Here is a 21,899-nt window from a genome sequence, read left to right as displayed (position 1 = left end):
CGTACACTCAGAATGATAAAATTATTGAAGTGAATTACATCAAATATACTATTAAAGATGAGGTGAACTGAACAGTGGAATTGAGTGAACGCATGAAAAAAGAAGGGCTGATTAGTCTTGACGCTATCAAGACTGTGGGAGTTTTAAAAGATGTTTTAAAAGCTCAAATCGATGATGCACATGAACAGATACAAGCTTTGGCTTACAAAACTGATTCCGAATCAAATATCCAGAGAATTACATACACAGCAAGAATAGAGCTGGCTACAAACTTGCTGACTCGCTGCTCTGATTAGACAGCGCCGAACAATCACTACACACTAAAGCCAGTGAGCTAAACTCACTGGCTTTAGTGTGTAGGAAATATTAATTTAATTTCAATCCACGTCCTCCACAGCAATACCAACATGGAATCTCATAAAAACAATAAACCCTGATAAACATAAAGTTATCCATAACGCCCAAACATATCTTGATGCAATTACGCCATACTCCATGGCCATCTCCGGTAAAGCTACGCCGATTATATCGAAAAACACTTAAATTTGGGCTCAGTAAGATCGTTAATGACTCTTTCCTGCTCTGCCGGCACACCTGTACTTGAGTGGATATATCCTCAAAACTCACGCGCAGGAAGCTCTAGGGACAGTATCGCCGTACATTCGCTTACCAAGTTTTAGCACGTGTTGGGGGATCACACACAATAGGACGGCCATCGCCGTCCTATTGTGTGTGATCTACATGAATTGTCGAACCTAAGACCAGTCTCTAAACCATTCTTTCACTGCAAAGTCGTTTACTCAGCTTATCATTTTGAAATTGAATTTAAATGATCGCGTAAACGATAGATCATTACAGCCGCCTCAGCACGTGTCAGTCCGTGTTTAGGACGGAACGTATTGTCCGGATACCCTTGTACAAATTTTTGCTCTGTTGCCATTTTCACATCATCTAATGCCCATACTGCAATATCCGAATCATCAGAGAATTGTTGAGCTTTAGTTGAAGGTGTTAAGCCTTCATTAATCAACACATTGACCAACATCTTTGCTGCTTGCTCTCGATTAACTACAGCATTTGGTCGGAATTCGTTGCTATTGAATCCTTTTGCAATACCATTAACAATAGCTGCATTTAGTTCTGTTCTATACCATGCTGTATCTTTAACATCATGGAACGGCATTGTGATGGATTCATCAGGACTGGCGTTTAGGACACGCACAATTAAAGCTGCAAATTCTATACGTGTGATTTGTTTATTCGGAGCAAATGCATTTGTGCTGATCCCTTTAATGACACCATCTTTCGCTAAGGTTTCAATTTCATTCTTAGCAAAACTTGAACCGGACACATCTTTAAACACACCTGATACCGGTCTAGACTTATCATTAACCTGTTGATCTCCTTTAACATCATCAGGTTTGTCATTTTCAGGCTTGTCTGAATCTTTATCATGATTTGACGGCGGGGTTGGAGCTGAAGGACTACCTGGATTTACAGGTTGTTCCTGTTTCGTGGTTTGTTCCACTTTTATCCCCTTCGTACTCTCTCCTCCAAGATTTACAGCCCTCACTTCGTACATATGCTTGGTATTAGGTGTAAGATTTTTATCTGTCCACGATTTTTCTCCAGCACCTACACGTCCGACTTCCTTCCCAGCTTTATAAATCACAAATTCAGTTAAGCCTTCTGTACTCAACACAGTGCTGAAGTTGAGCGTAATGGATCTCTCTGAAGCACTAGACTCAATACCCATAGGCACTGATGGTAGGGTCCACACAGGGACTGACACCGGTGCTGATGGATACCCTGCTGCATTCTCTGTCACGATGTTCAAAATAGTTTTTGTTCCTAGTTCTAGCCCTTCCAGACGGATAGGCAAGGTATCTCCACGCCATAATTCGGTTCCATTCTTATCCAGAACCACATACTCATTTGCTTGCTCTACGGCTTGGAAACTAATTTCTGCCCAACCATCCCCTGATTTCACATCTGGAGCTGACACGGGTTTCGTTGCCGTTAATGTAGTCAGTTTAACGCCTTTTCCTTCGCCGCCCTCATTTACTGGCACGATCTCATACTCATATGTCTTACCTGGTTCCACCTCAGTGTCTGTATAACTCACTTGGCTTCCTGCTTCTACCTTCGTAATTTTTACGCCATTTCGTAAAATGACGTACTCCTGGATTTCCTGTCCTGCTGTCTCGATCTCCATTGTTACGGAGTGAGACTTAACATTAGTAATTTTGACATTGCTATTGTTCAGTTCAGCTCGAGTCACCAGTTTCACAAGTACACCTTTTGACGCGTGGTCCGTTTTATTGAATGCGGATAACGTTAAATTATACACATATCCCACTTGCAACTGCGTAAGGTGTGCAACGGGTTCCGATCCACTGTAATACACTTGACCTGTTGCTTTATCTGTAATCTCGTATCGCAATGCCCCCTGGGGTTCAGTCCAACTCACTGTTGCATCTGAATTTTGTACATCCACTCGTTCTAGTTCTGGCGCTTCGGTTCGGGTACTCCACACGATCTCAGATTCAGAACCTATGCCAGTCGCATTTTCGGTTGCTACTTTAAAGCGGTATTCTGACCCTGGTTGCAAGTCCGCAACGTATAACTCCGATTCTGTTACATCCGTTCTATTACCTTGCTCATCCGTGATCCAGTAGCGAGACGCCGTTTTATCTTCTTCCCAGGTTAATGTCATCCCCGTTTCACTGAAAGTCTTCACCGTCAGTAATGCTGGTCGCACCGGTTTAGTCAAGAAGCTGAATGCTGTCGGTTCACTCCAACCGGAGCTATTACCAGCTTGTACGGTCCCGCTATATACAGTGCTACCTTGAAGCGGTGACAAAACATAGTTGAGATCATTCGTCAGGAATTCTTCTCCATTCAGATCAATTTTATAATGGGTTGCACCTGTCACGGATGAAATGTTGAATTCCGCTTCCGTTTCTCCAATTCCAGTAACTTGTACAGATTCAACATTACTCGGTAATGTCACTGTCCTTACAATTTTCGCTTTTCCTGCACCTGTTCGATTGAAAGCTACCAGTGATACGCTGTATTCCTTTCCTGGTTCAAGTCCTGAAGCCGTATATTCCAGATTTGGACCTTGATACTCGGCAACAAGATTTTGTTCGAGATCATACACCTGAAGGTGATACTTGATTCCGCTTGGTACGCCGTTCCATTGAGCTGTGAATCCTGTTGTACTAAAACCGAGCACTTGTAGGGAGTTATCCTGTTCAGGCAAGGTCATTACATTCAAAGGTTCCGAGACATCACCTTCACCCGTTTCATTTCCAGCTGCCACTACGTATTCATACTCTGTTCCAGGGGTTAAGCCAGTATCTTTATAGTTTAGATCGCCACCGTTATGCAAAAGCTCGTTATTCCGGTAAAGATCATAATAGGTTGCCGTGGTAACGCTCTGCCACTCTGTATTTACGCTATCTTCTTTAATCTCGATTGCTGTAAACCCGGTTGGCGTTTCCGGAAGAGTTAAAAATCCGACACTTGTAGCCAAGCCCTCACCACTATCATTAATTGCTGATACATGAACCGTGTAGCTGCTTCCTGGAATTAGTCCAGTTAATGCTTTTTGAGTGCTTGCAACTAATCCGTTTTCTAGAATTTGACCTTGTTTATCAATCAACTTCAGGCGATAATCGGTTGCAGTCGGTACAGGAGAAATGTTGATCAACATTTCTCCTGGTGTCCGAAAGACAGGACTGATATCGACACCAGGACTACCTGGATATGTTAATGCTGAGGCTTGAGTCTCCACTGATCCGACATGGTTTCGAATCGTCAGCTGATAGTTATAAACTTGACCACCTTGCAGCTGCTGGTCCACGTATTCATGAACTGGATATTCCAATATCTTCTCTGTACCGGTAATCATGTTTTTGATGGTATACGTGTAGCCTGATGTGTATCGTTTTCCGCCAGGTAGATCCCAGCTTAGTTTGACTTCAGAAGCACTGATCGCTGTTGCTTCCAGTGTTGGTTCATCGGGTGCCATCTGTACTTGATATGGGTTGGATGTACCCATACCAATATTTCCAGCTTTGTCCGTCACTTTTGTGTGCACATACCAAGTACCCTCTTTGTCATCTATGGCCACTTTACCGGTGTCTGGCATTACCTGCCATGCTTCACTCGGTTGTTCGCTTTGACTAATCTCCACATATACCGGTTCAATCACACCTGACAACCTATCAGATGCCTTAATTTGAACATCGGTACCCTGCATGGACCATTGCAGTCCATTAGGTGCAAAATCCACATCAGGTAGTTCCTTGTCAATTCTGATATCGAATTTAATCTCCGGACTCATCAGCCCTACTGCATCCACGGCGCGTGCTGTAATTGTATGCTCACCTGATTCTGTAACGGAGCCACTGTCACCCGTAGTGTAAGGACTATCACCAATCTTGTACTCGTAATATACATCCGATGCGTCTTGACTACCATTCAAGTGGAATGTCACGTCTTTATTTGTCCAATGACTTTCTGAGAGAGTATAACTTGGTTCTGTGGGTGCAGTGCGATCGATGAGGACCTTTGCAGCTGCTTCAGGACTGATATTACCCGCGACATCAATCGTCCGGGCCCATACATCCGTTTGTCCTTCCTCATCGACATTCATTTCCCCGTTATATGTTGTCCAATTTCCTGTCCCCAATTTAACCTCGGTCCGATCTACACCGCTCAGGTCATCTTTTCCGTCCTTCAGGGTGATCTTCACCGGATCTTGTGTATAGGATTCCTCAGAGAAGCTCATCACCGGTGCTGTGGGAGCTTGCTTATCGACTCTCACAGTGACTTCGTTTGATTTGCCAACATTACCTGCCTTATCCGTTGTACGGAACTGGTATGTCCATTCTCCGGAATCCCCAATGATTAGAGGTTCATTGTACTGGTTCCATGTTTCTCCGTCTCTCGTATATTCGGTGTAATTCGCACCACTACCAACATCGACACCATGCTTAGCTATCAGCTTCACATCTTTGTTTGTCCATGTGTTATGAGATAAGGTTACCTCTGGCTTTCCAGGAGCTACTTTATCAAATATGATTCTTCCATTGTAGGTTATTGTGTCAGTTCCTTGATTTCCATCAGTTCCACTAATTTTAATATTGGTATACGTTCCTTCTGGAATCTCATTAACCGACCAATCAAGTTGCCAAGCTCCTGACCCCGTAAGACTGGTTGATTTTGTAACTCCATTCAAGGTTGCTGAAATAGTAATTTGATCTCCATCTGAGTCAAATGCGCTACCCTTCAAGCTGATTTCCTTAGCCGCTGTACCGATCATTTGATCAGAATTCTCTACTACAAGTACAGGGGACATATTTGTGGTAGATTTTTTAATGTACCAAAACCCATCTGAGTGAACTCCGTCATCCGGATAGGTTTTATCTATGTCTAGTATGTTCGCTTCTGATATTTTATCTTTTACTTTAACTGATGCAGCAGGTACTATCTCATAGCGTATATAATCCACACCACTATTAGTTACAACATTATAGGTCATTCCTCGGTAGTATATGTTATACTTTCCTCTTCCTGCCCAGGTAGGGTACGTGGGATAAATATCATACTGCCCTGTGCCTATGAACTCACCTTTATCCCTATCAAAAGTATATCCGTCATATCCAGAGAAAGAATCTATAAAATAATTCCCCCTGTTTACCTCTTGCATTGACCAGCTACTAACTTGATTCTTGGTACTATACTTATCCCAATAGTACAAAGCATTTGTATTTACGGTTAGATTTCCTGTGTATGTTGCTGTAGAAACTCCGCCCTTACCGTCATCTACGGTAATTACTGGCCTACTGAAAGTACCACTATTACTAAACTCGGATGTACGCCAGACAAGAGACCAAGCCTTAGCATCCTTAGTTTGGCTTACAACTACTTGTTTCTCTACCCCACCTATGCTCGCTGATATGGACAAGGTATCATTATCTACATCAGAGACAGTACCTGATAGAGTGAACGTATCATTTCCCGCTTTTAAGTTTATAGACTTATTTCCTGACTGGGTTACAGTAATCACTGGATTCGTGTTAGGTAGTAAACCAATTCTGGTGTACCAGTACCCGTCGGTATGCACTCCATCTATAGGATAAGTATTTTGTGTTGCCTTAATGTTAGCTTCCATTAAAGAACCTTTAGTGGACTGACTGCCTTGAGGATTCCAGTATAGATCTCCTTGCTGATATGCACTGTCACTGATCCTGGTATACCTGATTACGTTATAAGGGTCGTTAAAGTGAGTGGTATAACCTACCGGTTGTTCGGCACTTAAATGATAAAAATAGGTACCTTGAACTTTTGATGTTCTCATGTCCGGATCTGCTGTAAACCCGGTGTAAAACCCAGATACATTAGGGCCTTGACCGCTCAATTGCCAGGTACTCCAGCTGTAAGGTAGGGTTTTAGTTACCCTAAATTTGCTCCAGTAGTAATAGATTTGTTGCTGTATGGTCAGCTTACCCTGATAATACAATTCACTACCTGGTCCATAATCAGCAAACCACACCATTGTAGTAGCGTAAACGCCTACAGGTATCTCTTTCCCTGACCAAGTAAGAGTCCAGTTCTTAGTAGTTTGAGTGTCAGATATTTCTATAGACTTTGATACACCACCTACAGATGCAATGATGTTAACAGGATCATTATCTTCATCTTGAACCGTACCTGATATACTAAATTCTCCACCATCGTTGTATAAAGTTTTGTCACCAGATGATGTAATATTTACTACAGGTGCAGTATTTGTTAAATAATCTTTGACATACCAGTATCCATCTGTGTGTATACCATCATCTGGATAGGTACCCTCAGTAGCACTTGTAGAGAAAACAAAATCACCTTTACTGCCGTTCACAACATTGTAAGCTTCGTATTGATACGAATATGCTGCATACAGGCTGGTTGCCCCGATAGTAGGAACAATCATAATAAAACATAAAAATACAATGATAGACTTGTACAGATAGCTACGAATCATAATAAACTCTCCTTATTTCTCATTAATTTCTTTCTAAAGCATTTCATTGAAAGCGAAAAAAGAACCGTTATTGGACTTAGATTTAAGAGAATGCTCAATCTGTTTTTTTATATTGATTTGGAACGTGAAATACGCATATCATACTTTCTATACCTTTTCTAGATTTTTAACAAGAAACATCGCTCATTATGATACAAATGCCCCCTTTTATTAGCCTCTCTCTCGATTCGCCTACTACTTCTGACAATTGATAAACTATGAAGAACGTTTGCTGCTGCCTGAAAATATAACCAAAACAAAAAAAAGCACGCATTATCCCTAAGTTAGGATAATCGCGTGCTTCGCAATTTGTAGTTATTCAGTTAAGGTAACTTTAACATTAATTATATTATCTATCAACATACTAACACTTACCCATTTTTGCATGAATAAGTAAGGCAGTAACAAGGTGTGTTATTAGTGAGGTCGAAGTCATTTAGTGTGTTCATTTTTCTGTCGAGCTCACCAATTTTAAGATTATTTAGATCTGTCTTGCTTTATCATCGTCATCTGTTTTTTTGCTGATATATGGGCAGTGAAAACATTTGGAAGGTTCGATGAAACCCAGTCTCCTGCTACAACGAATATGTAATTCATATTGGCATATATCCAGTCTTTAATCTCCCTATATAATTTTGCATCAGCAAATTTTAGAATGAAAGTGTATTTCTTTTGTGCTATCGGTGCAATCAAATGTATCTCCATTTTTTTTGGGACATAGAATTGCGGAAGCTTTCTTTTGGCTTCAATCAATCGCCAACCTTCGACTCCACTCGTATACATTATTGCACTCTCATCATTAAGCAACATGTGTCCCACCATTATTCCGTTGTATGTATCAGAACAATCGTCGTGCCACGTACACATGTCATAAATTTGACGAATGGTTCTTAAAGGCTTGTCTACTGCAGGACCACTGCTGTGATTATTAGGGATTAGTTGATTGGATTGTGATCTTCCCTTTTGGGTTAAAGACATCAGAGCATTATTGAAGTCAAACGCTTGTTCGTTAAATATACCGGGTTTAAAACTGTTCGATCTTGTGTAATGTACGCAATCATCTAAGTGCCCCTGCCCTCTGAAAAAAGATGCAGAAACACCTTCCTTAATAACAATTTTCATTTCAGCATCACATAAATGATTAGGGCAGTAGAATCGACGTCCTTTATCTTCTTTCAAAGCCTCTCTTGCTAAGACTTTCACTGTCCTTGCCTTATCTTTGTAAGCATACTTTACCATATGTTTCACCTTGCCCTCTTTTTAAATTTGTATGAAATGGATCAATCAATTAGATAAGCAGCATAAAACCGCACGTCAATTTTCCTAAAGTCGTTTCAACGATATTAGATTCTACCCATAAAATGACGGTACGATCTGCACAGTACTTACGATAGTAACAATTAGAATGTGGTTGTTTAGACAATCGTACCAGAGTTAATATTTTGGCCAACATCCAGTGCAATTTTAATATTATGATTATACCATTTATTTTTGATACCTCCGCATAAAACCACATGTATATCCTATGAAAGCCTAACCTTTAATTATAGAAATCTCTGCAAACTGTGTTATAATAAAAAAGACTTATACTGCTACCGAGTTATCAACGGTATAGGCTCTTTAGACTCGAAAGGCTGTGGTTTACCACGGCGCGGGTGAACTAATTGCTATTCAAGCGAAACCCACCGTCAGGCGCCAACCTTATGAGGTAGATTTTGCTTGCTACGAAACTTTCTGTGCAACCAACGGAACTTTTTTTTCATTGCTATGTTATAATGTCTACATCAGCACGCAGTAGTATATCAATTGAGACATTGCTTGCGTGAAGTATATGGTGATCGGGTTCGACCATATACTAAAAAATGAGCCTTCACCGCGTCAACGGTAAAGACTCTTTGGACCCGAAAGGCTGTGGACTGCCACGGCGCGCATGAATTAAATACTGTTATTCAAGCGAAACCCACCGTCAGGCTTCCGACCTTATGAGGTGGGTTTCGCTTGCTACGAAACTTTTTGCGTAACCAACGGTAAAGCTTTCAATTCAATCAGTATTTCACTATTTATCTTTTTTCCAGTGCTATGTTATACTGAATCCATTAGCACGCAGTAGTATATCAATTGAAACATTGCTTGTGTGAAGTATATGGTGATCGGGTTCGGTCATATACTAGAAAGAGCCTTTACCGTTGGAGCGGTAAAGACTCTTTGGACCCGAAAGGCTGTGGATTGCCACGGCGCGCATGAACTAAATAATGCTATTCAAGCGAAACCCACCTTCAGGCGAGCAACCTTATGAGGTGGGTTTTCGCTTGCTACGAAACTTTTTGCGTAACAAACGGTAATGCTTGCGTAACATTTGGTTCTATTGAAAAAATCAAGTGTGATGCACCTTCACTTGTAATGGGCTAAACGTTATTTCCACACAAGTTCAAAACATTTTCTATATGGTTATACAAAAATGAAGAAATAAGCCGCTTGTAAGGATACGAGTTGCTTATTTCTTCATGTATATGTTTTATCACTTTTCGGAATGAATTATGATACCTATCCTCAATTTGAGATTAATTTGAGATTAACATAAGCAACTTACTTCCAGCCCAAAGTAAATAACCAGCTTAGAAAACGCATTAATTTCACTACTTGTATAAACGGAAGAGGTATTAGTAATGAACAAAATCAAAAAAATCTTACTCTCGTTACTTTCGAAGGCAAGACATACATCAGAAAGGAAGTAACAGTGGGGTTCTTCCAGCTGGGGAGAACAGAAACTCTCTTGTTTAAAATAAAAAAGCCGCTAAAAGCGACTTGTAATGGTGACATATGACTTACTGCCCAATTAAAATTTTATCATTGCTACGTGCCCATTCGAAAAATTCCTGTTCTTTTTCCTTTAAAGATGATAACAAGTCGGGGTTGGAGTAGCTATCACTGATCAATTCTATATATTCGTTTAAATTATCGATTAAGTAGAAGGATTGATATTCCTCATCCTCATTTAAAACCCGATTTTTATGCGTCAATAGAGTAGGGTCGATGGCTTCGCCTTGCTCATTGACTATAAAACAGTGCCTTGCCATTATGTTTCCCTGCACTGCATAATATCCATAAGCTATTCTCCATTGCTTCGAGTTTAATTTAGTCTTGGAAGCCATCATTACTGAGAAGATGTTGTTATAACAAGCTCCGGCTTCAATTTTTTGTTTACATGTATTATAAACTTCTTCGGATTGCTCGAAGTTCAACGGATGATAGTTGATCATTCTTGCTATTCCACTCCTTAAATCGATAATAACTTCTAACTTTTAGTTTACCATCCACTATTCCTCCATACTACAAATAAATTTTAGATATAACAATAAGACCCCGCTTTTATCTGAATGCAGTTTTCATCATTTCTCTATTCGCATCGTCTCTAGTTTTTTGATATTCCTTCACTTTATCTTGACAATTGTCTAAAAAATCATCATGTTCAATTCCTATGGCTGGAAGGATGATGTGTCTGTTTCCATATACCACTTTGCTCTCTATTAATTCTGTTAAGTATTTTTTGTCAGTGTAAGCACAAAATGTTTTGTAGCTGTATTCGGTGATTCGAAACTTTTTAAACAACTCCCAAACAGCTTTCTTAGTTCTGGGAACGTCATTAAAAATTGCAAGCCATCTGGTTAAATATGCTTTACTCATATGTTCGTTACATTCCTTAATGATTTGCTCCGTAAACTCTTTAAGTTCTGTTTCTTTCTTCTTGAAAGAACTATACAGCTCCTTATCAACCCAACATGTGGCAAGGTCTGACATACCTGAATCTATATATTCATAAACGTACTTAGTATATTTTTTTCTACATTCATCACATTGTAGTCTTGTGCTATATTCAAATCGATTCCAGTCATCTGACCGAGTAGTGTTCAATATGAATCCCTTCCCACATTTGCACGGCTCACGAGTTTCACTGCTTTCCCAGCTCATTTTCTAAACTTCCCTCTCTATTTTAAGATTGTACATAAAACGAAATTTAGGTACTCATAAAATTAAACCAGAAACACTGACTCCTACTCCTATTTTAATTGACGCTTCATTAAGTAATCAGTGCAATTTCAATTAATACCTCCCTTAAATCCCATGGGAGATTTCTATGTTCACTTAACTTCCCCATAACTGAACGGGCTTCAGCTCGGATTAAAACAAGGTCTTCTCTACTCATCTGTGATTTGAGATTATTAATGATTTCTACCAGGTCCTTAGCCATCGTTACATCCATACTTTCATTGATTAGCTCCACAAGAGTTTGTGCCGATGAAGAAGGCGTATTGGCTTGCCCTTTCAAATAAAATCCATTAACAGAGTCTATAGCTGTAGCCTGAAAATTATCGCCTAATGAGATTGGTGCTTCAGGTTCGTTTTGAGGTATTTCATATTCATTTTCAAATGCTGCACTTAGCTGATTCAACGTATCAATCATGACCTGATCTTCGTTCTCATCCCACCATTGAAACTCTTCCATATCTGCAGATAACGTAGTCACTTGATCCAGTGACAATGTGGACCTGTAAACATGATAACCAAATTTTTTGGAATAGGGGATCAACCGCTGAATCCAAGCTAAGCCTTCGTTCGGATTGACGTAGGCTAGGCTATAGATATTAAGAACCGGATCAAGTTTCTTGATACTTGAAGTTTTAAATAATTCACGATGCACAAACTCCTCCCCAAAGGTGTCATAGTACTCCTGAATAAAGTTAGTCCACATTCGATCTTTTGAGCTTGTTACCCTCATCTGATTTTCTGCCAAATAGAGCGTGATCATGGAATGGTCGGGGTGTTCAGCTATCCACGAAGAGTCAATAAAATAAACCGGCTTGAATCCAAATTCCTTGTATGTATTCGTCCTTTTATTAATGTAATTTCGGTAAGTGTCATCTTGCTTCTTTCCAGTCACGTAATCAATAGCCCACTGCCGGCCGTCTGGAAATGTTAGAATAAAGTCGGGGACTATTTTTAGCAATGTGCGATACATGTAACCATCTTCAACAGTAACCCCTTTAATTTTTAACTGTCCTTCCAGATAAACTCTTAGAATAATACGACCGATACTATGAATTTCCTTTGTCTCATAGTTATTAACTCGGTTGATATACGATTTATAATTATCTGCACTTGGGCATCGTTCTCCTTGATGACGAAAATGTGGTGAACCTTTACGTAATACCATGGTTACCTCTTGATCGCAACACTTACATCTAAACCCATGCTTTTGAGAATGTATTCGATAATTGTGCTCGAGGGTATCTACCGCTGAATCTATGGAATGTCCACAGCTCCTTAGATGGGACCATTCTTTCAGAATATCAATCTCTTGATTAGCTAACTTGGCTATCTCCATTTCAGATCCTCTCCCTTATCAGATCAAATAGTGTATGTATGATAAATGATACAATCCAACAAACTGCTATAAGTAGCTTGTTAGCCATCAGACAACCCTTCTCGTTGATTCTAATTAGAATCCCTATACATTCACAGCAAATTCGTTAAACAGCTTAATGACGCTTCTGAGCCTTTTGACAAGTATCGGTTATACCATCTTTTCTGCAAGTATCCTATAACATTAGACTGCTGCTTCAAAGCTTATCTTCAAATAACATGTTAAATCCCCCCATCTTCTTCTATTTTTGAACACGCAATTCATCAATCAGGTATTTATCCTATTTGGTTTTATACGTTTGGATCTTCCACCAGTGTTGATGAGAACAATTTTTTCATTTTCTTCGCAACATGATCCCTGATCTCATTATGAGTAATATTTCTTAATTGATTTTTGTATCTATACTTTTCTGCGTTAGATCTAACACTTCTCTCTGCCTTCTTAAGCATCTCTCTTCCAATGAAGTCGAAATTAATTGGATTTTCTTTCTCATACTGAGCTACCTCATCCATAAACGAATACTCATCCTCAGCTTTTGACATGCTTAATCCTCCTTAGGGACGATACCAATATAGTCACCAAAATAGAAATAAAGGCCGGCATAAGACCGACCTCCATTTCTTGACGTAACGAAGTGTGTTCCCACAATAGGTAACCCCAAGTGTTAAATTATGCTTCAGTTTAATGTCCGGTACCATGATTATTCATTGATCTCACCCCTACCTTATTTGTGGTTTATAGACCAACCATTCGTTTTACTCCTGCAGCTGTAGTCAATCGTTCACTAAGGGCTTGATAATAAAATTATTTAAGATAGGTTGAAGTACTCGTACCAGATCTCTGTATTCATCTCTCCTCATATGGAAAAGGTCATCATACGAGTTGAGTTTTTTAAATTGATTATAGATTTCTATTAGTTTCCTTGTATAACCGGATGGATGCTTGATTAGTAGCTGCTCATGTTTGTCATAAACAGTTGTTTTCAGTCTCATACAAGTCAACATAAAGAAAAACTTTTCTGAACCAAATACTTCTGGCGTGATTAGGTTAAGAACATCTCTGAATCTCAATTCCACATCTTTAGTCCTGATTACTTGCTTAAACAAAGTTGAATAATTAGTAGTAAGTTCATCAGTAATAATGAGTTTTATCTGTTCATCCATATTGTTGTTCCCAGACATTTCAAATTCCAGCAAATCAACAATTTCTTTAAGTTCATCTATTTCTTTGCTGAGTATATCTCGCGATAAATCCGTGAAGTCTTTGATATTTCTTTTGTAATCAAAGGGAAATGTATCATACTGCAGTTCCTTCCTATACTTTTTCCGAGTACCCAGCATAAATAGATAGATCTCATCAAAACTACTATAAAGACCATTTATGTCATAAGTGTTTAGTGTTTCCTCTATCTTTTTCACGTCAACGGTTGAACTTACCTGGTAGCAAATACGTGAATCGTAATCCCCCAAGTCCACAGCTGGAAAATTAACTTTTATCTGATTCAGATTCACCAATCTCAGACCATAAGTTCTGTTCAGTATGGGAACCAGGAAGTCCTCACAGTATTTATTGATGTCGGTTAGATTGTTCACATTATTAAGTTCAACATAGTTTTTAAGCCATCCAATACAGGAGAGGACACGTCTAGTTAAAGCTTCTCGTTTCAACACGTTTGTTTATACCTGCCTTTGAACTCGAGAGAGTACTATTTAGAGTTTGATTTAACGTTGTTTACTTCGTAAAGTATCCATCAAATAGACCTAAAGCAGACATCTCGGAACCATCACCATTTGATACTTGAATCTTCATTTTAGAAGCGTTCTTTAAATTAACATTGATTTCAGTAGGTGGATCGCCAGCTTTAAATTTATGCGAATAAGCTTCCGTCCCGTCTAAAGTAATTGTTAGTGTAAGCGTATCGAGTGAATTTTTGAATCTTTCAAATATTCCTGCTGTAGCTTTGAATTCGCTATATTGACCATTGAGATAATATTCGTCGTAAATCCAATTGTCCCGATTGGAGGAAAAGCGATATGTATGATAGTTAGAATACTCATTTCCGATGTTATCTATAACAGTCGGTCCATCATAGACAACTTCAAAGGTATTATAGATCCCCAGTGCAGATTGAGTATTCATCGGTTTGATATCTTTCCCAGGATATATTATTTTTTTCCCCTGATCCTCTCCGATCAGCACCGTTTTATTCTTAGCATCCCATTTCACGGGCTGTCCAAGTGCATTACTCAAAAAGGCCAGAGGTACAAATGTACTTCCATTGTATAAAAAGGGTTTTAGATCGCCTTTGGGCATTTTAGATATGTGATCCACCTTAATGTCATTGACACTATAGAAGACTTCAATCATTTTTCCACCAGCAGCGTACGCCGTTGCGCCAGTGATCACCGTGCCAATAGACATTCCGATAATTAGTCCTTTAAGTTTGTCTTTCATGTTACCTCCCAGGGTATAAATCGTATTTGTGATCTTTTAACTATAGCTTTATCTATATCGGCTAATTTCTTCCTTTAGTTTACATTATATAATTTCTCTAATTATAAAGAAAAAAAGCCTCCAATAGGAGGCTTTTCATGCACAATTACCAGATGGTAACGGCGTATTCGTATAAACGATCAGAAAATCACCACAACCAACCATGTTGGCGGGGAATATAGATAAACACTAGCTTGCTTCATTAATGATATCAAATATCCAATGAATATGTCAAGAAAGTGTGTTATCACAATGTTTTTTTACTCCAAACTTAAACTTGCAGCTACCTGCCCCATTGCCGTTAATTGAGAAGTGAGTAACTTCACATTTGCTTCCAACTCTGTTATTTGGTCTTGGAGTCGTTTGTTTTCAAACAAAATATCTGGAAAGTAGAGGTGAGCCAATTTCACCATAATAACTTTATGTAAGTTATCACCAGGCTTTAATACAGGGTAAGGCAAGTATCTATTAAGCTGATCAATCTTATGTTGCGGCATCTCATAGGATTTAACGTTGGCTCGCAGATCCGTCACCACTCTGTTTTTGGAGATATGTCTTACTTGGTGTAAATTAATAATCGTATCCTTCGGAAACACAGGTTTCTTCGTAGTTGGTTTATTATCGTTTGGGACTCTAATAAGCGCCTTTTCTATAGTCCCTGAAACCTTTGATCCTTCATCCGAATTGGTAGGAACCACTACTAGCAATTCGTTGAAGTCTCCTAATACTATTGCTGGATGAGGTTGAAAAAGTTCTCGATCCACTCCATATCCATAATCAACAAACACTTTTCTACCTGTTGCATAACGGATGGGATTACTGCTTCTCGCATTAGCACCTTGATAGGTATCATAATTTAGTCCATTCAAAGTATGCTTGTTCATAAGGTCATTCCATAAAACGAACTGAATACTTTCCTTGATGGTGTACGTCTGTACAAGTTGTTCTGTCTCTTTTAAAGTCTCATTCAGTTGTGACCTTATAAACGTGTCCGTATGGGTCAGTGCTGTTTTTGATGGAGGATTATAACCTTTAACACCTGCTCGATTGAATGTGATCGGATTCACCTCTCTTATTAGAATAGACTGTCTAATCATTTACATCTTCTTTTGTACGTCGAAATGTCAGGTATGGGTACCGTTGAAGGGGCCAACAATATTCAACCTAGCATGCTTAACCTCTCCCCCCATACATTTCCTCAATCTTTCTTGCAGTTAAATGGTGTTCAATAATAGAATACATCTCCTTTTGAGACAGCTGCTTACCATGTATAGAGAACAGATAAGAATCATCAGATAACTCAATGATCCCTTTTAAAGCAGATTCAGATTCGGGTTTCTCAGGTTCTTCTAATCCATCTAAAGCTTGTAGCAATAATCTCCGGTAGTTTATAGCATATGATCGTGATAATGAATAAAACAGGCGAGTGGCCTCACACCGTGAAATATCATTGAAGTAGTCTTCTTTAAATTCGTGACCATTTCTGATATCTTCACTAATTTGATTTTGAGACCGTTCTAACCTAATTTTCACGCCCCTTTGAATATCCAAGCCTGTTACATTTGCTAGACAATTTACGTATTTAGTTAGTAACTCAGTATCCCCACTTTTTAGGACCTGATAGTAGATGGAGCATACTTTCATAAATAATTTTTTATCAATAACCTCTTGTTCTAAGATTCCTAACATCTCTTCAGTCGTGTAACTTTTCACTTGCCTGAAAACTTCCTCATAGTGCAGATCAAGTGCAATTGCAAAAATCATAAGTGTGTCATCATTAGGAACGGTTTCTGAATTTTCGACTCTGCTTATATAACCTTGGGCAAGATATGTTACGTTAGCCAGTGATTCTTGTGTCCTGAAACCTGCTTTAATACGGTTGTATCTGAGGTAGGTGCCAAAATCAATCAGAAAAACCTCCCTAATTCACGATAATGTATTCGCATATTTAACATATGCAGGAATATGTTAAATATACAGCCGAGATAGATATACTGTCAAATCATAAAAAAACTTTGTTAATTTACTGGAATTAAAAATAGCCACCTACAACTCAGGCGGCTGATTTAACAATGAGATTTTCGGAGAATAATGTGACATTAAACTATTTGTGAGGTGCCTCAATATACAATGTGAATTCGCCCATCAACGTATATTTGAATATCTTGAGATGACATCGCAAACTCTAATCCTGTCAGGCTTCCACTTGCCTCTAACTCCTTGATACCCGCCTCCCATACTGGTCGATTGTGGATTAGCGTGAAAAAATATATTTTATCCTTACCCTCGCCTTCACTGCTTTGTAACATAAAATCCTCCCCAAAAAGATCTTTAAAGAATGTTCGGACTTCTTTATATGAAGTAAACTGAGGGAGATCTGCTTCGAACTTTCTAGTTAGCATTTTATAGCTAACCCCTTGTTTATAATATGAATCCAGATTCTCTTTCGTAATCATCGTGTTTACCCTCCTCCTTGAGGCAGCATAAGTTATCAAGTAACATGGCGCCCCAATATTTCTTATCCGTAAACCTTAACACTTGATCCACTTCAAGCTGTCTCATCATATCCAAGTTCATGTAGAATGCTCTCAGCCAGATGAAACTGTCGTTCTACGGACTCCTTCGATTTCTTAGCAAACGACACAGCACTCTTGGACACTTTTTCGATTAATACCTTACCCTCTTCCTTACTAATAGAGACTTTATCACCGGCGCGGGACTTAACATCTACAATACACATAAAAAAGACTCTCATAGCATAGTCTTCAGGTGCAAGGAAATAAAACAAGTGAGGCACGTTTTTCAAGAGTCTTGCTGCCCAGTTCGTGATCTCTCTGATTTGGTAAACTTCCCTTGGATCATGTTCCCAACCATCAAAAAGGATTCTCACCTGGCCCATATTCTTTCTCCGTCCGAACCTCTCAAACTCTCTCACGTAACGTTCCACTCGTCCTTTGATTACATCCTCACGTGCCACTCCTAGAATTAGAACATCATCAGCAGTAACATTGATTCCTTCAGTAGTTGCTACATATTCTACAGAGGGCAACCCTAGTCTTTTAATAATATCCTCGTTAATGACAAACACCCTTCCTTCTAATCATAATTAGCGAAAACCGGTCTGCAATGTATTTTGGTTCGCTCTACATGTACAGATGCCCTTATATCATTCGTTCTCATCCATTAAAATCTCACGCCCAATACGTTGGGCTAAATCCGTGACGTATCTAAGCTGCCCATTACCTAAAGCACCATAATACTTCGCATGCTTGCTAACGGAGGAAACGGCTAGTTTCAACTGTTCAATCCCATAATCCCTTTTGATGCCGTTTAAGTAGTACTCGGTCGCTTTTTTATTCATTGTACGAGTGTATGCGCTTCCTGCCATCATGTCAGCGAAATTACCTATGTAATCCTTCGCTGAGCTTTGCCTCATACCCGAGAGTTGTTCAATTTCCTTCAAAGCATCTACTATGGTCATCTGATTATAATACACCATCTTAGCATGATCATACGAAACTTCTATCATATAGTCGGTTATTATTTTAGGCATTTAAACTGGCCCCTATTTATGTGGGATTGAACCACGATTTTTCAACTTATTTTTTTACAGAGCATGTACCTGCATATTTAAACCAGTCAGTTAAGTAATCAAAGAAAACATAATTAGGACTATCTTGTTTGTATATACTCTTATATTTAATCGCCTTGATTCCTTTGAGCTCACAACACTGGGCTAGAAAATTAGGAACTAAATATTCCCTTTTATTTTTTGATTTGGATTCAAACATGCAATACCTGAACAAATTTAAATCCGGATGTTTCGTTAAATCGATGACTTTAAACTTAGCGCTGCACTCCAATTCCATGATGTCATACGTTGTCACAGTGGTTTGCTTCATTTCAGCAACTGAAACTTCCGGATCTTCTGATAGGTATAGAAATCCCCGCCCTTCAGCATTAAAGCGGCCTTGAGAGCTTACTCCTGAAGGTGCTTCCCACATTTCAAATTCAGACCATGACATCTCCTCAGGCGATCTCGTTCTACATCTGTACACTGTGAGTCCTTTAATATCAGTCATCTCGGACATTTCATCTATTGAATTGAGAATATGTTTCCCCACACGATGTTCCAGAGCAAGCATTGGAAGTCTTTGAAGTCTTCCAACGAAATCAACCATTTCTTTTTCCGAAATTTCTAATAATGTATTTAAACCAAATGCACGTTTTAACTGCTCAACAGGCATTTTATCATTGTGTCTCCTCAAGTATAACGAGGGTTGTTCCTCGTTTATGCTACTTTTATGGGTCTCATAAGAGTATTCCTTATTTTCAAAAGCATCCATAAACGAGGTAAACTCTCGATTTGCAGCAATGATACTCTCTCTGGCTAATTGAAAAGGAAGTTCTCCTACCTCAAAGATTGAAAAACTCTCGTCACCTGGCCCCCAACTTGTATTCAGGAGTGAACACAGGGGGTCATCAATTTTTATAACGTTACTATCACCGCCAATGATCGAAAATGCTTCACCAAACAGTTTTTTTTTCGAAAGTTCGTTGGGAAATAAACTTGACCTATTAGTTATGGACTCGATTGCTGAAAACGGCTGATTTAAAGCTTCAAATCCGACTTTTACATTCCAGTGATTATCAGTAATACTCCTGAAATTATCTAATGGACCAACTTCTTTTATTATCCCACCAATGGTATCCATACCATCAATAACTGAGCTCAAGCTATCTGGTAATAGATCCACTGGTGTAATGATTTTTTTAGACATATGGCTATCAATCAAACGGTTGTGAGCCGAATGTGATGTTAGGGGGGGAAGATATCCTGCATCATCTTTATATTGCTCTTGTTCTAATTTATTTTTTTCTGATGGTTTGGGCATAGTTTATTTCCTCTCATAATTCCATTTTGTTATATCTCCAGTTCTTAGCTTCAAGTATTCAAAATATGTCTCTTTTTGACTGTAGATATTTTGACTTATACTGTGCTGCCCCCAAATAAAAATCATAATTGACTCGTGGCAAAAAATTCAAGGTATATTGGTTTGTATCTTTCAAACCCAACCAAGTAGCATTATTATCATAAGGATTAACACCCAAGCGAATTTTGTCATACTTTTTGAGTGAAGGTTCAAGGAAATTAGTTATGTATTGCTCATATGTCTCACAAAACGGTAGCTCATCTTTATGACTTTCATACATTTCCTGATAATCTCTGAAGAAACGCTGGCCGTCACGCTGAAGAAAAAAACAAAATTCTAAGCAAGCTTCCCCCACAGGTGGGAAATATACAAGCACTTCATTTAAAGTTGGGTGCTCGTATTTGGGATGAAGTGCAGCAACGCTTTCTGTCCCTTCTAATAAATTTGTGCTGGACGGATTGTAATATGAAGTGCGACACCCACTGGAAATAAATAAAAAATGGCCCATGGCCGGATTCGTGTAGAATGAAGTCACCACAACAACCATTCACACAAGGAGAATCCACCATGAGCTACACACATCTTAGCATAATCGAACGCAGCAAGCTAGAAATCCTCCACCAGCAAGGCAAAAGTTCACGAGTGATTGCCAAGGAGCTGGGCCGTCATCATTCGACCATCTGTCGTGAATTGGAACGCATGGTTTCATCGCAATCTTATCAGGCAGAGCATGCCCAGAGTGCTTATCGGGAACGACGTAAGGCTTCGGTCTCTCGTGGTAAATGGTCAGAAGCCTTAGGGGCTTCTTTTGCGGAAAAACTAGAGGCAACGTGGTCTCCAGAACAAATCACAGAACGTTTCCGCACCGAAGATCTACCTGCGGTTTCCTTTAAAACGATTTATCGCTGGATCTATGCAGGACGTCTTGTTCAAGGTACATTACAAGTTTTACGTCACAAAGGGAAGCGTCGGAAACCCGCAGAAACTCGTGGTAAATTCGCCATAGGCAGAACCATTTCAGATCGTCCAAAAGAGGTTCGTTCTCGTGAAACGTTTGGACACTGGGAATTGGATACCGTTGTATCGGGCCGCGGGAGAAGTAAAGGATGCGTAGCCACACTCATTGAACGCAAAACGCGTCTGTTTACCGCTGTTCTCATGCCTGATCGTACCGCATTGTCCATGGAGATTGCGCTTGGTGTAGCCATATCACAGTACCCCAAAGGGACATTTCTCACGGCCACCGCTGACCGTGGAAAAGAGTTTGCTTGCTACGCCAATCTGGAAATAACCCATGGCCTGCATGTTTATTTTGCTGACCCGTATTCATCCTGGCAACGCGGTTCCAATGAGAATGGGAATGGATTACTTCGAGAGTTCCACCCCAAGGGCACCGATTTCGCTCAAGTAGAGGATGATGCTCTCGCCCACTGCCTTGATTTAATCAATCACAGGCCAAGAAAATGCTTAGGTTGGAAAACTGCTCACGAATCTTTCATAGAGGAACTGTCGCACTTCGCTTGACAATCCGTCGCTGTGAAACAATTTATCATAATCCTGCTCTTGCTCATACAGCTCCTCCGAAATTTTATTATGTATCTCAAGCATATCGGAAGCGACGATCCTCATAACCTCGTGTGAAATATTTTCACCCTTACTATAGCGTGAGAGGGTTGCTAGAGTAGATTTAATTTGTCGTGGATGCATACCACAGTACCTCCTCATGGGGAATTTTATGGACCATATGTTTCAAGAAATATTTCAAACCCTACAATACCCACTTTGTTTATGTTGAACAACTAACCATATTATATATCCAACTTAGGTTTGGTACTATTTTTAATGAGAATGTCGATTAACCAGTAGTATTTACGGAACGACAAAAAGGACGAATAAGTCGTCCTTAATGTTTCACCCAACCCGTCAATCTAATCTAGAGCATTTCTCACAGAGTAGGAAGTAGGAGTACTCCTGG

At 39.4% G+C, this 21,899-nt stretch carries 17 protein-coding genes; 2 read left to right on the top strand and 15 right to left on the bottom strand.

What is annotated here, in order from left to right:
* Positions 1 to 74 precede the first annotated feature (74 nt).
* Positions 75 to 296 carry a hypothetical protein gene (locus tag OM416_RS19460; protein WP_264932279.1) on the top strand — a complete coding sequence of 74 codons (222 nt, stop codon included), beginning with the start codon at positions 75 to 77 and terminating at the stop codon, positions 294 to 296.
* A gap of 512 nt (positions 297 to 808) precedes the next feature.
* Here the strand turns inward: OM416_RS19460 and OM416_RS19455 are convergent.
* From OM416_RS19455 to OM416_RS19385, 15 genes are all read right to left on the bottom strand, one after another.
* Entirely contained in the window at positions 809 to 7,036 is a 6,228-nt protein-coding gene (locus OM416_RS19455) for a fibronectin type III domain-containing protein (RefSeq protein WP_264932278.1), read from the bottom strand.
* 516 nt (positions 7,037 to 7,552) lie between these two features.
* The gene (locus OM416_RS19450) at positions 7,553 to 8,323 is read right to left on the bottom strand and encodes a hypothetical protein (protein WP_264932277.1); all 771 of its coding nucleotides are present in this window, start codon (positions 8,321 to 8,323) and stop codon (positions 7,553 to 7,555) included.
* 1,577 nt (positions 8,324 to 9,900) lie between these two features.
* Entirely contained in the window at positions 9,901 to 10,335 is a 435-nt protein-coding gene (locus OM416_RS19445) for a hypothetical protein (RefSeq protein WP_264932276.1), read from the bottom strand.
* A gap of 109 nt (positions 10,336 to 10,444) precedes the next feature.
* Positions 10,445 to 11,044, bottom strand: a complete 600-nt coding sequence (locus tag OM416_RS19440; protein ID WP_264932274.1) for a hypothetical protein — start codon at positions 11,042 to 11,044, stop codon at positions 10,445 to 10,447.
* A gap of 109 nt (positions 11,045 to 11,153) precedes the next feature.
* On the bottom strand, positions 11,154 to 12,458 hold the full coding sequence (locus OM416_RS19435) for a hypothetical protein (protein WP_264932273.1): 1,305 nt from the start codon (positions 12,456 to 12,458) through the stop codon (positions 11,154 to 11,156).
* A gap of 329 nt (positions 12,459 to 12,787) precedes the next feature.
* The gene (locus OM416_RS19430) at positions 12,788 to 13,039 is read right to left on the bottom strand and encodes a hypothetical protein (RefSeq protein WP_264932272.1); all 252 of its coding nucleotides are present in this window, start codon (positions 13,037 to 13,039) and stop codon (positions 12,788 to 12,790) included.
* Between the two features lie 231 nt (positions 13,040 to 13,270).
* The gene (locus OM416_RS19425) at positions 13,271 to 14,167 is read right to left on the bottom strand and encodes an SMEK domain-containing protein (RefSeq protein ID WP_264932271.1); all 897 of its coding nucleotides are present in this window, start codon (positions 14,165 to 14,167) and stop codon (positions 13,271 to 13,273) included.
* 61 nt (positions 14,168 to 14,228) lie between these two features.
* A complete protein-coding gene (locus OM416_RS19420; protein WP_264932270.1) occupies positions 14,229 to 14,951 on the bottom strand; it encodes a stalk domain-containing protein in 723 nt (240 codons plus the stop codon).
* A gap of 299 nt (positions 14,952 to 15,250) precedes the next feature.
* On the bottom strand, positions 15,251 to 16,087 hold the full coding sequence (locus tag OM416_RS19415; RefSeq protein WP_264932269.1) for a type II toxin-antitoxin system PemK/MazF family toxin: 837 nt from the start codon (positions 16,085 to 16,087) through the stop codon (positions 15,251 to 15,253).
* A gap of 76 nt (positions 16,088 to 16,163) precedes the next feature.
* Complete coding sequence (locus OM416_RS19410) at positions 16,164 to 16,835, bottom strand: hypothetical protein (protein WP_264932614.1); 672 nt, start codon at positions 16,833 to 16,835, stop codon at positions 16,164 to 16,166.
* A 275-nt stretch (positions 16,836 to 17,110) separates the two neighbouring features.
* Entirely contained in the window at positions 17,111 to 17,446 is a 336-nt protein-coding gene (locus tag OM416_RS19405; RefSeq protein ID WP_264932268.1) for a hypothetical protein, read from the bottom strand.
* A 92-nt stretch (positions 17,447 to 17,538) separates the two neighbouring features.
* Positions 17,539 to 18,078: a hypothetical protein gene (locus OM416_RS19400; protein ID WP_264932267.1), complete on the bottom strand. Its 540-nt coding sequence runs from the start codon at positions 18,076 to 18,078 to the stop codon at positions 17,539 to 17,541.
* Positions 18,079 to 18,156: 78 nt separating this feature from the next.
* Entirely contained in the window at positions 18,157 to 18,543 is a 387-nt protein-coding gene (locus OM416_RS19395) for a hypothetical protein (protein ID WP_264932265.1), read from the bottom strand.
* 46 nt (positions 18,544 to 18,589) lie between these two features.
* The gene (locus tag OM416_RS19390; protein ID WP_264932263.1) at positions 18,590 to 19,885 is read right to left on the bottom strand and encodes an RES family NAD+ phosphorylase; all 1,296 of its coding nucleotides are present in this window, start codon (positions 19,883 to 19,885) and stop codon (positions 18,590 to 18,592) included.
* Between the two features lie 58 nt (positions 19,886 to 19,943).
* On the bottom strand, positions 19,944 to 20,471 hold the full coding sequence (locus OM416_RS19385) for a hypothetical protein (protein ID WP_264932261.1): 528 nt from the start codon (positions 20,469 to 20,471) through the stop codon (positions 19,944 to 19,946).
* A 20-nt stretch (positions 20,472 to 20,491) separates the two neighbouring features.
* Here OM416_RS19385 and OM416_RS19380 point away from each other — a divergent pair, with 20 nt between their 5' ends.
* A complete protein-coding gene (locus tag OM416_RS19380; protein WP_264932259.1) occupies positions 20,492 to 21,448 on the top strand; it encodes an IS30 family transposase in 957 nt (318 codons plus the stop codon).
* Positions 21,449 to 21,899: the final 451 nt, after the last annotated feature.

The sequence above is a fragment of the Paenibacillus sp. LS1 genome (genome assembly GCF_026013365.1).
Classification (GTDB): Bacteria; Bacillota; Bacilli; order Paenibacillales; family Paenibacillaceae; genus Paenibacillus.
Note: the sequence above shows the minus strand (reverse complement) of the source record. Positions and strands in the feature narration are given on the sequence as shown.

Coding starts and splice junctions, on each gene's coding strand:
- OM416_RS19440 (WP_264932274.1), bottom strand. CDS start 11,044: ATGAGCTGGGAAAGCAGTGAAACTCGTGAGCCGTGCAAATGTGGGAAG.
- OM416_RS19415 (WP_264932269.1), bottom strand. CDS start 16,087: ATGATTAGACAGTCTATTCTAATAAGAGAGGTGAATCCGATCACATTC.
- OM416_RS19420 (WP_264932270.1), bottom strand. CDS start 14,951: ATGAAAGACAAACTTAAAGGACTAATTATCGGAATGTCTATTGGCACG.
- OM416_RS19385 (WP_264932261.1), bottom strand. CDS start 20,471: ATGGTTGTTGTGGTGACTTCATTCTACACGAATCCGGCCATGGGCCAT.
- OM416_RS19445 (WP_264932276.1), bottom strand. CDS start 10,335: ATGATCAACTATCATCCGTTGAACTTCGAGCAATCCGAAGAAGTTTAT.
- OM416_RS19380 (WP_264932259.1), top strand. CDS start 20,492: ATGAGCTACACACATCTTAGCATAATCGAACGCAGCAAGCTAGAAATC.
- OM416_RS19430 (WP_264932272.1), bottom strand. CDS start 13,039: ATGTCAAAAGCTGAGGATGAGTATTCGTTTATGGATGAGGTAGCTCAG.
- OM416_RS19395 (WP_264932265.1), bottom strand. CDS start 18,543: ATGCCTAAAATAATAACCGACTATATGATAGAAGTTTCGTATGATCAT.
- OM416_RS19455 (WP_264932278.1), bottom strand. CDS start 7,036: ATGATTCGTAGCTATCTGTACAAGTCTATCATTGTATTTTTATGTTTT.
- OM416_RS19405 (WP_264932268.1), bottom strand. CDS start 17,446: ATGATTACGAAAGAGAATCTGGATTCATATTATAAACAAGGGGTTAGC.
- OM416_RS19390 (WP_264932263.1), bottom strand. CDS start 19,885: ATGCCCAAACCATCAGAAAAAAATAAATTAGAACAAGAGCAATATAAA.
- OM416_RS19435 (WP_264932273.1), bottom strand. CDS start 12,458: ATGGAGATAGCCAAGTTAGCTAATCAAGAGATTGATATTCTGAAAGAA.